Genomic DNA, 13,631 nt, shown 5'->3' with positions numbered 1-13,631 from the left:
ACGCGCCGCATGGGCGGATTACGCCGGTTAAGCCAAGTTGCTTTCACTCACGCCCCCTTCGACACGAGTCGTGCCGGAAGAGTTGTGGCACTGGAGGGGGTCGTGACGCGGCGGTTACGTCTGTTGCGGTACGCGGACTTCGCGGTCGGCGTCGAAGTCCGCGCCCTCCGGCGCTCCCCTGAACGCCCTCCGGTAGGCCTGCGGGCTCGTCCCCACCACCCTCTTGAACCGGTCCCGGAAGGCGGTCGGCGAGCCGAACCCCGCCTGTACGGCGATCCGTTCGACGGGGTGGGACGTGTTCTCCAGGAGGTGCTGGGCCCTGCGCACCCGCGCCCGGTGCAGCCACTGCAGGGGTGTCGTACCGGTCTGCTCGCGAAAACGCCGGTTGAGCGTACGGGCGCTGGTGCCGGCGCGGGCGGCGATGTCCTCCAGCGTCAGGTCGCGGCCGGCGTTCTCCTCCAGCCAGTCCAGCAGGGGTTCCATCGTCGTACCCGCCGGGGCCGGGGGCTGGGTGTGGACGATGAACTGGGCCTGTCCGCCCTCCCGTTCGAGCGGCATGACGGACATCCGGGCGGTGTGGGCCGCGACGGCCGAGCCGTAGTCCTTGCGGATCATGTGCAGGCACATGTCCATCGCCGCGGCGGCGCCCGCCGAGGTGAGGAACTGGCCGTTGTCGACGTAGAGGACGTTCGGGTCGACCGTCACCGCTGGGTGCATGACCGCCAGGTCCGCGGCGGCGATCCAGTGCGTGGTCGCCCGCTGTCCGTCCAGCAGTCCGGTGGCGGCGAAGATGAACGCGCCGACGCAGATCGAGGCGATACGCGTTCCGTTCGCGGCCGCCGCGCGCAGGGCCTCGGCCACCCCGGGCGGCAGCGGGACGGTCGGGTCCGTGGTGCCGGGCACGATGATCGTGTCCGCCTCGGCCAGCGCCTCAAGTCCGTACGGCGCCCGCACGGTGAACGCCCCCGCGCTCACCTCCTCGGTCGGCGAGCAGACCTTGATCCGGTAGGGCGCGCGGCCGTCGGGCAGCCGGGCCCAGTTGAAGGTGTCGATCGGGGCGGCGAGATCGAACGGGATGACCTGGTCGAGCGCCAGTACGGCCACGGTGTGCATGGCAAAAGCATAGGCAGGCCACGGGTTCCGGCCAAGCGGGTCCCCATCTGGTTCTGAGCCTCTTTCATAGAGCACCCGGCGCTCTGTCGCGGCTGGCGAGAATCCGTTGAAGGCTGGCGATAGCGCCACTTCCGGAAGATCCGGTACGCCGCCTACCGTCCCCCTCGTGACCAAGTTCCTTCTCGTTCTCCACGTCCTCGTCGCGATCGTCGCCGTCGGTCCCGTCACCGTCGCGGCCAGCATGTTCCCGCCCAGCGCCCGGCGGGCCCTCGCCGATCCGGACAACCCGCGGGCCACGGAGACCGTGCGTCTGCTGCACCGGATCTGCCGGGTGTACGCGGCCCTGGGCATCGCCGTTCCCGTACTCGGCATGGCCACGGCTCTCAGCATGGGTGTGCTCAACGACACCTGGCTGATCGTCTCGATGGTCCTGACCGGGATCGCGGCGGCCGTCCTGCTGGCGCTGGTGCTGCCGCGCCAGGAGGAGATCATCGAAGCGGTGGAGGCGGGGACGGCGAAGGCACCGGAGGCCCCTGCGGCGGCGGGCACACCCGAGTCCGCCACAGTCGCCGTGAATCCCCGGGTGACCGTTCAACTCGCCATGTTCACCGGCATCTTCAACCTGCTCTGGGCCACCGTCACGATCCTGATGATCGTGCGGCCCGGTTCCACGACGGGCGCCTGAAACTCACACCCGCTGCTGACGCAGGGGCTGGGGCTGAGACTGGGACAGGGGCTGTTGCCGGGCCCGGGGCTGGGACTGGGGCTGGGGCTGGGGCTGGGGCTGATGAGCGAACACCAATCCGTCCAGCGAATCCTCCGCGTCCTCTCTGAACCGCCGGCCCACGGACGTCGCGACGAGGACGCCCGCGGCGATGACGAGTGTGGAGGACGCCCAGATCAGCTGCCAGGGCCACCCGGGCACCCCGGGCGCCCCGGACGGCTCGCGGTGCGTGTGGAACGAGAGATACATCAGCGCGGCCGGGGGCGCCGCCACCAGCAGCAGGGGCCAGGCGAGGGCGTCACGGTGGCCGAAGTAGACGGCCAGCAGGAGCAGCAGCACGGCCAGGGCCGTGACTCCGAGGACGGTCACCGGCGTCGCCTCCGTGGTCGAACCGGGTGACGCGGGGTGGTCGTGCAGGTCCCGGGGGAGGCAGAGGAGGTACGCCGCCGAGGAGAGGGCGGCACCCAGCAGGCGGGTCGGCCAGCGTTCCGTCCAGGGGCGCTTCGACAGCGGGCCCAGCAGCTTCTCGGTCATGGGAACAAAGGTCCCTCTGCCGTACGCAAGGCCGACAGAGTACGCGTACTCAGTTCCCGCCGGTTCCTCCGAGCGCCGTTCCTTTGCGTGCCGTTCCTTTGAGGCGTACTACCGCCCCTGGAGCGGCCGCCCCCGGCGGCTAGGAGGTTTCCGCCGTTGACAGAGGGCTGGCGATGTCCTCCAGGGAACGCCCCTCCGCCCGTACCGCGAGCGCCGCCGCGACGAGTCCCGCCGCGCACATCAGGGCGGCGCCGATCTGGAAGGCGAGGACCGTGTCGCCGACGACACCCGTGCTGGTCAGCTTCGAGAAGATCAGCGGGCCGCTGATGCCGCCGGCCGCCGTGCCGACGGCGTAGAAGAAGGCGATGGCCATCGCGCGGGTCTCCATCGGGAAGATCTCGGAGACCGTCAGATACGCGCTGCTCGCGCCCGCCGAGGCGAAGAACAGGACCACGCACCAGCAGGCGGTCAGGGTGGTCGCGTTCAGCGAGCCCCGGTCGAAGAGCCAGGCCGTGCCGAAGAGCAGGATGCCGGAGAGCAGATAGGTGGACGAGATCATGATCCGGCGGCCCACGGTGTCGAAGAACTTGCCGAGGAACAGCGGGCCGAGGAAGTTGCCGACCGCGATGACGGCGAAGTAGTAACCGGTGCTGCCGGTCGGTACGTCGAAGAACTTGGTGAGGATCGCGCCGAAGCCGAAGGTGATCGCGTTGTAGAGGAACGCCTGCCCGATGAAGAGGGAGAGGCCGAGGACGGCGCGCTTGCGGTACGTCGTGAAGACCGTGCGGGCGATCATGCCGAAGCCGATGCTCTTGCGCTGGTGGATGGTGATCTCCCCGGCGGGTGGGGGGAGTTCGCGGCCGGTCTCCTCCTCGATCTGTTGTTCCGCCTCGGTGACCAGGCGTTCCGCCTCCTCCCCCTTGCCGTGGATGAACAGCCACCTCGGGCTCTCGGGGACGTTGCGGCGTACGAGCAGGATCACCAGGCCGAGGACGACACCGAGGACGAAGGTGAGGCGCCAGCCGACGTTCATCGCGAACAGGTCCGTGTTCAGCGCGACGACCGACAGGAGCGAACCGGCGATCGCGCCCAGCCAGAAGCTGCCGTTGATGATCAGGTCGACGCGCCCGCGGTACTTCGAGGGGATCAGTTCGTCGATCGCCGAGTTGATGGCCGCGTACTCGCCGCCGATGCCGAAGCCGGTGAGGAAGCGGAAGAGGAAGAACCACCAGGTGGAGAAGGAGAGGGCCGTCATGGCGGTGGCCGCGAGATAGACGGCCAGCGTGACCATGAACAGCTTGCGGCGGCCGAAGATGTCGGTCAGCCGACCGAAGAACAGGGCGCCCGAGCAGGCTCCGGCCACGTACAGGGCGGCGGCGATACCGGTGACCTGCGCGGCCGAGATGGGCAGTCCGCTGCCGGACTCGGAGAGCCGGCCGGCGATGTTGCCGACGACGGTGACTTCGAGACCGTCCAGGATCCAGACCGTGCCGAGCCCGACGACGATGGTCCAGTGCCAGCGCGACCAGGGCAGCCGGTCCAGTCGGGCGGGCACGGCGGTGGTGACGGCTCCGGTCCCTGCGGACCCGGCATCGGTGACGGCCATGGCACCCTCCTGCGGCTCGGTGAACACACCCCCGAGTTCCCCGATAACCCTGGCTCTCACCTGCCGCTTTCGCTGCGCCAAAGAGACACGGGGAACGGCACAGTCGCTTTTAGGGGGCGCAGCCCTCAAGGGGCGCGGGGAACGGCGCGACCAGCCACGACGCACCCGCGGACACCCGCGAACCCCGGCCAGGGGCTACGCCCCCAACGCCTTGGACACCGCATAGATGAGAAGGCCCGCCAGCGAACCGACAACCGTGCCGTTGATCCGGATGAACTGCAGATCACGCCCGATATGCGCCTCGATCTTCCGAGACGTATGCTCCGCGTCCCACCCCGCGACGGTCTCGGTGATGAGCGAGGTGATCTCGTCCCGGTAGGTCGTCACGACGTACACCGCGGCCCCCTCGACCCACCCGTCGACCTTGCCCTGCAGCCGCGCGTCGGTGGCCATCCGCGTCCCGAGGGACAGCAGCGACGCCCGCACGCGCAGCCGCAGCTCGCTGCGCTCGTCCTCCGCGGCGGACACGATCATCTGCCGTACGGAGGACCAGGCGGACGCGATCAGGTCCTGGACCTCGCCGCGGCCGAGGACCTCGCGCTTGAGGTTCTCCACCCGCGCCCGGGTGTCGGTGTCGGACTGCAGGTCGGAGGCGAAGTCGGTGAGGAAACGGTCGAGGGCGCCACGGGCCGGGTGGGCGGGCATGTCGCGCATCTCGGTGACGAAGCGCAGCAGCTCCTTGTAGACGCGCTCGCCGACCCGCTTGTCGACGAACCGCGGGGTCCAGCCGGGGGCGCCGCCCTGTACGGCGTCCATCACCTGCTCGTTGTGGAGGACGAGCCAGTCGTGGGCGCGTACGCAGATCAGGTCGACGACCCGCCGGTGGCCGCCGTCCGCGACGACCTTCTCCAGCGTCTTCCCTATGCCGGGGGCGATCTCCTGGGCGTCGGCCCGCCGGTTGATGGCCTCGCCGACGACGGCCTGCACGTCGGAGTCGCGGAGCACCGCGAGGGCTCCCCTGAGCGCGGTGGCCAGTTCGTCGGTCACCCGGTCGGCGTGCTCGGGCAGGGCCAGCCAGGTGCCGAGACGACTGCCGATGCCGACCGCGCGCAGCCGCTGCCGTACGACGTCCTGCGACAGGAAGTTCTCGCCGACGAACTCGCCCAGCGACACACCGAGCTGGTCCTTCTTCGTCGGGATGATCGCGGTGTGCGGGATGGGCAGGCCCATCGGCCGCCGGAACAGGGCGGTGACGGCGAACCAGTCGGCCAGCGCGCCGACCATGCCGGCCTCGGCGGCGGCGGCCACGTAACCCGTCCAGGCGCCCGCGCCGGAGTTCCCGGCCCATTTGGCGAGTACGTAGACGACGGCGACGAACAGCAGCAGTCCGGTCGCCATGAGCTTCATGCGGCGGACACCGCGGAACTTCTCCTCGTCGGCGGGGCTGAACGAGTTCATGGCCCGGTTCGGCGCGGGGCGGTCGGTCCCCGTGGCTCCCGTGGCCGCCCCCTCGGCCCTGACGGCGCTCGTGGGGTTCGCCACACCGCCGAGGCGGGAAGACTGCCCTTCCGGGCCCGTTTCCCCTGCTTCGTCCTCTTTCGTTCGTTCCATCCGCTCCATCCGTTCCCGGTCCCCCAATAACGCATTGTTCCAACCTGACCGACTCCTGGAACGGAACAGGAGTTCCCCGCGTCTGTCCGGGCGGGGGATTTCACCGGGGCCCAGGGGTCTTGTGGGGTTCTTCCCGCGCCATGCCTCATCATGGGGTCATCACACCGGAGCTCCGGGCTCCCATTTTTCCGAGGAGATACGCACCGCATGACCAAGCGTCACGGTTATGCCTTGCTGGCCGCGATCGTCGCAGTGATCGTCGCCATTTCGACCGCCATATACGTCGGAGTCGCCGCCGACGACGGCGGAGAGACCACGGCCGTGGTCGGCGGCCGGACCCCGCACAACTCGGCGGCCCCCGCGTCCGTCGGCACCTGGGTGGGCGCCTGGTCGGCGTCCCCCGCCGGCTCGGAGCCGGGCACCGAGACGAACGGCATGGCGGGCCGTTCGGTACGCAACGTGGTGCACGTCGGCGTCGGCGGCACCGCGGCCCGGATCACCCTGTCCAACCTGTACGGGCAGCAGCCGCTCAGCATCACGCACGCCTCGGTCGCCGTCGCGGCCACCGCGAACGACGCCGCCGCGGCCACCGACACGATGCGGCGCCTCACCTTCGGCGGCCGTCCCTCGGTGGTGGTGCCCGCCGGACAGCAGGTCGTCAGCGACGCCGTACGACTGCTGGTCCCGCACGACAGCGACGTGCTGGTGACGACGTACTCGCCGACCCCGTCGGGGCCCGTCACCTACCACCCGCAGGCGCGGCAGATCTCGTACACCGCGGAGGGCGACCGCACGGAGGACGTCAGCGGTGTCGCTTACACCGGGCAGACGCCCTACTGGCGGTATCTGACCGCGCTGGACGTATTGAGCAACGAGTCGCAGGGCACGGTCGTCGTCATCGGCGACTCGCTCACCGACGGCGTGACCTCGACCGTGGGCGAGAACCGGCGCTGGACGGACGTCCTCGGCGAGCGGCTGCACGCGGCCGGCTCGGACGGGCCCCGGTACAGCGTGGTCAACCAGGGCATCAGCGGCAACCGCGTCCTGGCCAGCGGGCTCGGCCGGCCCGCCGAGAACCCGAGCGGGCTGATCCGCTTCGACCGTGACGTGCTCGGCCGCACCAACGTCAAGGCGGTCGTGATCGCCCTCGGCGTCAACGACATCCTGCGGACGCCCCACCAGACGGACGCGAACCGGATCACCGCCGGGCTGCGCGAGCTGAAGCGGCTGGCCCACGCCCGTGGGCTGCGGGTCGTCGGCGCCACACTGATGCCCTTCAAGGGTCACCGCGGCTACCTGCCCCACCTGGAGGACACCCGCCAGGCCGTCAACGCGCGGATCCGGGCCGGCAAGGTCTTCGACGACTACGCCGACTTCGACAAGGCGCTCCGCGATCCGTACGACCCGCGGCGCCTGCGGTCCGACTACGACTCGGGGGACCATCTCCACCCGAGCGACAAGGGCTACCAGCGCATGGCGGAGATCTTCGACGTCAACACCCTGAAGGGCTCGGCCCCGGCCCAGCTGTAGCCCTGCCGGGCGGGGGCTTCTCCTTCGGCCGCGGCCCGGTGAGGGCTGGTCGCGCAGTTCCCCGCGCCCCTGAACCCTAGGGGCGCGGGGAACGGCGCAGTCTTTTGTCTTTTTTCTCTCGCGGGTCTCTCGCGGGTCTCTCGCGGGAACGCAACCCCCAGGGGGCACCCCTCAGTCGAGCCCCTCCAGCTCCTTCCGCAGGCGGAGCCGCTCCCCCTTCGAGATCTTCCGCTCCACCCCGACCCCGCCCCAGAAGGCGAACCCCGTCACGACGACGCGCGGAGCACCCGGCTCCCGCGGCACACCCTCCTGACCGTGGTCGAACCCACCCATGATCCCGACCCCGCGGACGACGACCTCGACCCCCGGCGGCACCACCACGTTCAACCCGCCCATCACGGCGAAGCAGTTGACCACGACCTCGCCGTCCGCGAAGTTCGCCTCGCGCAGGTCCACGACACCACCGCCCCAGAACGCGAAGCAGTTGAACCGCTTCGGCACGGTCCAGTGCCCCCTGCGCTCGAACCCCGACATGACCGCGACGCCCCACCGGGACGAACCCTCACCGCCGACGATCCGGCCGGCCCAACCCCCCGCGCCGGCGGCGCCCGCGGGCCGCTTGACCATCGACACGGCTGGGGCGGGGGCCAGGGCACCCGCCGCGGGCAGATCCCGCGTGATCGGCTCCAACTCCCCGTACGTACGCGCCTTGTACGTGTCCTCCAGCCGCTCCTCGAACTCCGCCATGTCCAGGCGGCCCTCGGCGAGGGCGTCCCTCAGCACTTCGGCGACCTGTTCGCGGTCGGCATCGGAGGCGCGCAACTCGGGGAGTCCGCCGGGAAGTTCGCCTGAGCGTTCGGCCGGGTGTTCGTCCGTCATGGGCAGAAGCCTACGAGGTCGCCTTCTCCGCGTACATGCGGCTGATGACCGCCTCGATGTCGGGTTCCCGTACCGACAGGTCGACCAGCGGATACTCCGCCGCGATCCGCGCCACAAGCGGCGCCGCCGACCGCGCCGCCGGAAAGGCGAGCCACTGCCTGGGTCCCTCGACCTTCACCACTCGCGCCGACTCCACCTCGATGGGCGGAAGTTCGCGCTCCAGGTCCACGATCAGCGTCCGCTCGCTCTCCCCGATCTCGTGCAGCCCGGTCAGCGGACCGTCGTACATCAGGCGCCCGTGGTCGATGACCATCACCCGCCGGCACAGCTGCTCGATGTCGGAGAGGTCGTGGGTCGTCAGGAGCACGGTCGTGCCGCGCTCCGCGTTGAGGTCCCGCAGGAACTCCCGCACCCTCGCCTTGCTGATCACATCGAGCCCGATCGTCGGCTCGTCCAGATACAGCACCTCGGGGTCGTGCAGCAGCGCCGCCGCGATGTCCCCGCGCATCCGCTGCCCGAGCGAGAGCTGCCGTACGGGCACGTCCAGCAGCTCGCCCAGTTCGAGGAGTTCGACACACCGGTCGAGGTTCTCCGCGTACCGCGCGTCCGGGATCCGGTACATGCGGTGCATCAGCCGGTACGAGTCGATGAGCGGGAGATCCCACCACAGGGTGGTCCGCTGTCCGAACACCACGCCGATGCGCCGCGCGAGCCGGGTGCGTTCACGGGAGGGGTCGATGCCCGCGACGCGCAGGCGCCCGCCGCTGGGCGTGAGGATGCCGGTGAGCATCTTGATGGTGGTGGACTTCCCCGCGCCGTTCGGCCCGATGTAGCCGACCATCTCGCCGCGCGACACGGTGAAGGAGATCGAGTCGACCGCCCGCACCTCCCGCCGCTCACTGCGCAGGAAGCCGGTCTTCTTGCGTACGTCGAAGACCTTCTCCACGCCGTCGAGGCGGATGAAGCCGGTGTCCACGTCGGTGTGGTGCGTGTGCGCGTGCGTGTGATCCATGTGCGGCTAGCTCCCCGTGCTGCGGTAGGAACGAAGGCCCGCCCGCCACGCGAGACCCGAGAGCCCGCAGCAGACGACGGCCACGAGTGGCGACAGGAACGCGACCCACTCCGGCAGGTCGAGCGGATACGGCAGCCCGAGCACGTACAGCGCGGGCAGCCAGTTGACGAAGGCCAGCGGCAGTACGAAGGTCACCCCGCGCACCAGGTCCTTCGCGAAGACGGTCGGCGGATACTGCAGCATGGTGGTGCCGCCGTACGTGAACGAGTTCTGCACCTGGGACGCGTCCTGCGCCACGAACTGGAAGGCCCCGCCCGCCACGAACACCGACGCGAAGATGGCGGCCCCGCTGACCACCATCACCGGCATCAGCAGCACCTTCACCGGAGTCCAGTCGATGTCGACCACGACGAGCGCGTATCCGAGGACCAGCAGCCCCTGGGTGATCCGGCCGAGGCGCCGCAGCGCGAACCGGTCCGCGGCGACCTGCGCGAGCACCGGCGCGGGGCGTACGAGCAGGGTGTCGAGCGTGCCGTCCCGCACCCGCTGCCCGAGCCGGTCCATCGAACCGAGTGTCAGATCGGCGACGCCGAACGCAGCGCTGGACAGCCCGTACAGGAACGCCACCTCACCGAGCGAGTAGCCGCCGAGCTCGTCGACCCGCGAGAACATCAGCAGGATCGCGACGAAGTCGAGCACGGTCCCCGCGAAGTTGCCGAAGAGGGTCATCGCGAAGGACGCGCGGTACGCCATCGTCGAGCGGATCCACATCCAGGCGATCAGCCGGTAGGCCCTCAGCCCGTCCACCAGCCGCGATCCGCCCACCGGAGCGAAACCGGAGCTGGTGTCGGAGCCGGTATCGAAGCCGCTGCCGGGGCCGCTGTCAGGGCCGGGGCCGGGTTTCTCCCGCAGGTCAGCCACCCTGGACCACCACCCTGCGCGTCGCCGCCGACTGGACCAGACGGCCCACCGCCAGCAGCCCGACGGCCCAGGCGGCCTGGAAGGCGTACGTACGCAGCAGTGCGAAGCCCGTGCGCTCCCCCAGCAGCACGTCCGCCGGGGCCTGCATCAGCGCCGACCAGGGCAGTACGCGGGCCAGCTCGCCGAGCGCGCCCGGGAAGACGTTCAGCGGCAGGGTCATCCCGGAGAAGAACAGTCCCGCGAGGACGGCCAGTTGCTGCACGCCCGCCCCGTCCATGAACCAGAACGCCGCCAGCGCCACGAGATAGCGGATCGCGAAACTCACCAGGACCCCCAGCACCACGGCGACGAGGAACGCCAGCCAGGTCCCGGCGTCCGCCGGCAGCGCGAGGTGGAAGACGAGCCCGCCGAACACCATCGGCACCACACCGCGCCCCAGCAACTGGAACGCGGCCCGCCCCGCGTCCGCCGCCAGCCACCACGCCTGGAGGTCCACGGGCCGGTAGAGGTCGATGGCGATGTCACCCGTACGGATCCTCTCGATCATCTCGTCCTCGAAGCCGCCGCCCATCACCGCGACCACCGACAGCAGCCCCTGCCCCACCCACACGTACGTCACCGCCTGCGCCTGGTCGTACCCGCCGAGCCCCGGCCGCTCGTCCCACAGCGCGATGTACGTGTACGCCAGGATCAGCCCGAAGACGGTGTTGGTGAACACGCCCGCGGCGGTGGCCACCCGATAGGTCGCGTACCGCCGGAACCCGCCCGCCGCGACGGCCGCGTACAACCTCCAAGCCCGCACCAGGAACCCTCTCCAGCCGTTCGGAGCCAAAGCGCTGGAGCCTAGTCCCCGGGCGGTACCGCGTGCCAGGCATTTTCTCCTGCGACGCGTGCCACGCGCTGGGAACGATTCGCCGGGTGGGACAGTCTTCAAGGGAGGGCGCAGCAGGCGTACGAGGGCGTACCAGACGTACGACGTGAAACGGGAGCACGGCAGAAGATGAACGACCAGCCGCAGCCGCAGCAGCCGAGCGAGGGCTGGGCACCGAGAGACCCCGACTCCGCCCCGGCGGGCGCGTCGGGCACACCCGGCAAGGCATCGGGTACGGCACCGGACGCACCGGAGGTGCCGGGCAGGGCGCCGGACGGTCCGGACGGTCCGGACGCGCGGGACGACGCGACCGTCGCGTTGACGGCCGCGTCCGTCGACGCGGAAGCCGCACCCGGTGAGAAACCCGAGAAACCCGAGAAGCCCGAGAAGGCCAAGCGGCCCAGGCGCACCGGCTGGAAGCGGCTGATCCCGACCTGGCGGATGGTGCTCGGCACGTTCGTCGGCGTGATCCTGCTGCTCGTCGGCGCGTTCGCGCTCGGCTACTACCTGGTGAAGATCCCGTCGGCGAACGCGACCGCGATCAAGCAGAGCAACGTCTACCTGTACGCGGACGGCAGCCAGCTCGCCCGCGACGGCGAGGTGAACCGCGAGAACGTGGACCTGTCCCTGATCTCCAAGGACGCCCAGCACGCGGTGCTCGCCGCCGAGGACCGCGACTTCTACACCGAGTCGGCGGTCGACCCCAAGGCGATGATCCGCGCCGGCTGGAACACCGCCACCGGCAAGGGCAAGCAGTCCGGCTCGACGATCACCCAGCAGTACGTGAAGAACTACTACCTGGCTCAGGAGCAGACGGTCACGCGGAAGGTGAAGGAGTTCTTCATCTCGATCAAGCTGGACCGTGAGAAGAGCAAGGACGACATCCTTGAGGGCTACCTCAACACCAGCTACTTCGGCCGCAACGCGTACGGGTTCCAGGCCGCCGCCCAGGCCTACTACGGCGTCGACGCCAAGGACCTGACGGCAGGCCAGGGCGCCTACCTGGCGGCGCTCCTGAACGCGCCGAGCGAGTACGACGTGGTCGCGCACCCCGAGAACAAGCCGGCCGCGCTGGCCCGCTGGAACTACGTTCTCGACGGCATGGTCAAGAAGAAGTGGATCAGCGAGTCGGCGCGGGCCGGCGTCGAGTTCCCGGCGCCCAAGGAGACGGTGGTCGCGGCCGGGATGTCGGGCCAGCGCGGCTACATCGTGAAGGCCGTCAACGACTACCTCGCCGACAACAAGATCCTCGACGAGGACGCGCTGAACGCGGGCGGCTACCGCATCACGACCACCCTGCAGAAGCCCAAGCAGGACGCCTTCGTGAAGGCCGTCGACGACCAGGTGATGGACGAACTCGACAAGAAGAACCGCAAGGTCGACAACTACGTGCGCGCGGGCGGCGCCTCCATCGACCCGAAGACCGGCAAGGTCCTGGCGATGTACGGCGGCATCGACTACACGAAGCAGTACTACAACAACGCCACGCGCCGGGACTACCAGGTCGGCTCCATCTTCAAGCCGTTCGTGTTCACCTCGGCCGTGCAGAACGACTCGGTCACCCAGGACGGCCGCACGATCACCCCGAACACCGTCTACGACGGCACGAACAAGCGCCCGGTGCAGGGCTGGGACGGCGGCACGTACGCCCCGGAGAACGAGGACCAGGTCTCGTACGGCCAGATCCCGGTCCGCACCGCCACCGACAAGTCCGTGAACTCCGTGTACGCGCAGCTGGCCGTGGACGTCGGCTCCGCGAAGGTCGAGCAGACCGCGATCGACCTCGGGATCCCGGCCGACACCCCCGACCTGAACGCGTCCCCGTCCATCGCGCTCGGCACCGCCACCGCGAGTGTCCTCGACATGGCGGAGGCGTACGCGACACTCGCCAACCACGGCAAGCACGGCACGTACACGATGATCGAGAAGGTCACCAAGGGCGGCTCGCAGGACGTGAAGCTGCCGGACGAGAAGACCGAGCAGGCCGTCAGCCGGGAGTCCGCCGACACGACGACCTCGATCCTGCAGAGCGTCGTCGAGGGCGGCACCGGTACGGCCGCGCAGGCCGCCGGGCGTCCGGTGGCGGGCAAGACGGGCACCGCGGAGGACGACAAGGCGGCCTGGTTCGCGGGCTACACCCCGAACCTCGCCACGGTGGTGGCCGTCATGGGCCAGGACCCCGACACCGGCGCACACAAGCCGCTGTACGGGGCTCTCGGACAGGCACGTATCAACGGCGGCGGGTACCCGGCGCAGATCTGGGCCCAGTACACGAAGGCCGCGCTGAAGGGCGTCAAGGTCCAGGACTTCGACCTGAACCTCCAGGACGGCGCCGAGGAGCAGGAACTCCCGTCGGCCGACCCCGACGAGGACGCGACCGCCACGGGCGGCACCACCACCGACGGCGGCACGACCACCGGAGGCGAGGAGACCCCGGACACCCAGGGCCAGGACAACGGCGGCACCACCACCGACGGGGGCACCACCGACACCGGCGGCACGACGACCGACGGCGGCGCCACGACCACGGACGGCGGCACCACCGACACCGGCGGCACGACGACCGACGGTGGCACGACCACGGACGGCGGCACGGACGGCACCACCGGGGACGGCGGCACCACGACGGACGGCGGGACGACCACGGACGGCGGCACGGACGGAAGCACGGGGACGACGTTCGGAGCCTTCCCGTAGCCCCGACGCCCCGGCGCCCCGGCGTCGGGGCGCCCCATGGGGGGGTGCCTCTATGTCCTTCGTCAAGGCACCCCTGTCGGGTTTGGGGTGATTCAGGCTTGCTGGGGTCATGCGGCGAGTTCAACGTCCGCAG

Annotated in this window: 11 protein-coding genes; 3 read left to right on the top strand and 8 right to left on the bottom strand. The window is 70.1% G+C overall.

Annotated elements, in window-relative coordinates; genetic code table 11:
* Positions 1-114: 114 nt before the first annotated feature.
* Positions 115-1,113, bottom strand: a complete 999-nt coding sequence (locus ACIOKD_RS26455) for a GlxA family transcriptional regulator (RefSeq protein WP_402088795.1) — start codon at positions 1,111-1,113, stop codon at positions 115-117.
* A 166-nt stretch (positions 1,114-1,279) separates the two neighbouring features.
* Between ACIOKD_RS26455 and ACIOKD_RS26450 the strand changes: the two genes are divergently transcribed.
* Positions 1,280-1,798, top strand: a complete 519-nt coding sequence (locus ACIOKD_RS26450) for a protease (RefSeq protein WP_402088792.1) — start codon at positions 1,280-1,282, stop codon at positions 1,796-1,798.
* Positions 1,799-1,801: 3 nt separating this feature from the next.
* Here ACIOKD_RS26450 and ACIOKD_RS26445 read toward each other — a convergent pair whose 3' ends face one another.
* From ACIOKD_RS26445 to ACIOKD_RS26435, 3 genes are all read right to left on the bottom strand, one after another.
* A complete protein-coding gene (locus tag ACIOKD_RS26445) occupies positions 1,802-2,371 on the bottom strand; it encodes a hypothetical protein (RefSeq protein ID WP_402088787.1) in 570 nt (189 codons plus the stop codon).
* Between the two features lie 139 nt (positions 2,372-2,510).
* Positions 2,511-3,977, bottom strand: coding sequence for an MFS transporter (locus ACIOKD_RS26440; protein WP_402088781.1), 1,467 nt, complete (start codon positions 3,975-3,977; stop codon positions 2,511-2,513).
* A 195-nt stretch (positions 3,978-4,172) separates the two neighbouring features.
* On the bottom strand, positions 4,173-5,588 hold the full coding sequence (locus ACIOKD_RS26435) for a DUF445 domain-containing protein (RefSeq protein ID WP_402088778.1): 1,416 nt from the start codon (positions 5,586-5,588) through the stop codon (positions 4,173-4,175).
* A 207-nt stretch (positions 5,589-5,795) separates the two neighbouring features.
* Between ACIOKD_RS26435 and ACIOKD_RS26430 the strand changes: the two genes are divergently transcribed.
* Entirely contained in the window at positions 5,796-7,118 is a 1,323-nt protein-coding gene (locus ACIOKD_RS26430) for an SGNH/GDSL hydrolase family protein (protein ID WP_402088775.1), read from the top strand.
* 171 nt (positions 7,119-7,289) lie between these two features.
* Here the strand turns inward: ACIOKD_RS26430 and ACIOKD_RS26425 are convergent, their stop codons facing one another.
* The 4 genes from ACIOKD_RS26425 to ACIOKD_RS26410 are packed head-to-tail and all read right to left on the bottom strand — an operon-like array spanning position 7,290 to position 10,732.
* Positions 7,290-7,997 (bottom strand): DUF1707 domain-containing protein, encoded by a 708-nt coding sequence (locus ACIOKD_RS26425; protein WP_402088772.1) that lies wholly within the window; start codon positions 7,995-7,997, stop codon positions 7,290-7,292.
* A 10-nt stretch (positions 7,998-8,007) separates the two neighbouring features.
* Positions 8,008-9,009: an ATP-binding cassette domain-containing protein gene (locus ACIOKD_RS26420; RefSeq protein ID WP_402088770.1), complete on the bottom strand. Its 1,002-nt coding sequence runs from the start codon at positions 9,007-9,009 to the stop codon at positions 8,008-8,010.
* A gap of 6 nt (positions 9,010-9,015) precedes the next feature.
* Positions 9,016-9,930, bottom strand: a complete 915-nt coding sequence (locus ACIOKD_RS26415; RefSeq protein WP_402088767.1) for an ABC transporter permease — start codon at positions 9,928-9,930, stop codon at positions 9,016-9,018.
* A complete protein-coding gene (locus ACIOKD_RS26410) occupies positions 9,923-10,732 on the bottom strand; it encodes an ABC transporter permease (protein ID WP_402088764.1) in 810 nt (269 codons plus the stop codon). The genes ACIOKD_RS26415 and ACIOKD_RS26410 overlap by 8 nt, the downstream gene beginning before the upstream one ends.
* 198 nt (positions 10,733-10,930) lie before the next feature.
* Between ACIOKD_RS26410 and ACIOKD_RS26405 the strand changes: the two genes are divergently transcribed.
* Positions 10,931-13,498 (top strand): transglycosylase domain-containing protein, encoded by a 2,568-nt coding sequence (locus tag ACIOKD_RS26405; RefSeq protein WP_402088761.1) that lies wholly within the window; start codon positions 10,931-10,933, stop codon positions 13,496-13,498.
* Positions 13,499-13,631 lie beyond the last annotated feature (133 nt).

Origin of the sequence: Streptomyces sp. NPDC087844 (genome assembly GCF_044742785.1) — a bacterium.
Lineage (GTDB): Bacteria > Actinomycetota > Actinomycetes > Streptomycetales > Streptomycetaceae > Streptomyces.
The sequence above is the reverse complement of the archived record's forward strand: the minus strand, read 5'-3'. Positions and strand labels throughout refer to the sequence as shown.

Excerpts from the sequence above, each read along its gene's own strand:
- ACIOKD_RS26455 (WP_402088795.1), bottom strand. The coding sequence starts at position 1,113 with ATGCACACCGTGGCCGTACTGGCGCTCGACCAGGTCATCCCGTTCGAT.
- ACIOKD_RS26445 (WP_402088787.1), bottom strand. The coding sequence starts at position 2,371 with ATGACCGAGAAGCTGCTGGGCCCGCTGTCGAAGCGCCCCTGGACGGAA.
- ACIOKD_RS26440 (WP_402088781.1), bottom strand. The coding sequence starts at position 3,977 with ATGGCCGTCACCGATGCCGGGTCCGCAGGGACCGGAGCCGTCACCACC.
- ACIOKD_RS26435 (WP_402088778.1), bottom strand. The coding sequence starts at position 5,588 with ATGGAACGAACGAAAGAGGACGAAGCAGGGGAAACGGGCCCGGAAGGG.
- ACIOKD_RS26430 (WP_402088775.1), top strand. The coding sequence starts at position 5,796 with ATGACCAAGCGTCACGGTTATGCCTTGCTGGCCGCGATCGTCGCAGTG.
- ACIOKD_RS26425 (WP_402088772.1), bottom strand. The coding sequence starts at position 7,997 with ATGACGGACGAACACCCGGCCGAACGCTCAGGCGAACTTCCCGGCGGA.
- ACIOKD_RS26420 (WP_402088770.1), bottom strand. The coding sequence starts at position 9,009 with ATGGATCACACGCACGCGCACACGCACCACACCGACGTGGACACCGGC.
- ACIOKD_RS26405 (WP_402088761.1), top strand. The coding sequence starts at position 10,931 with ATGAACGACCAGCCGCAGCCGCAGCAGCCGAGCGAGGGCTGGGCACCG.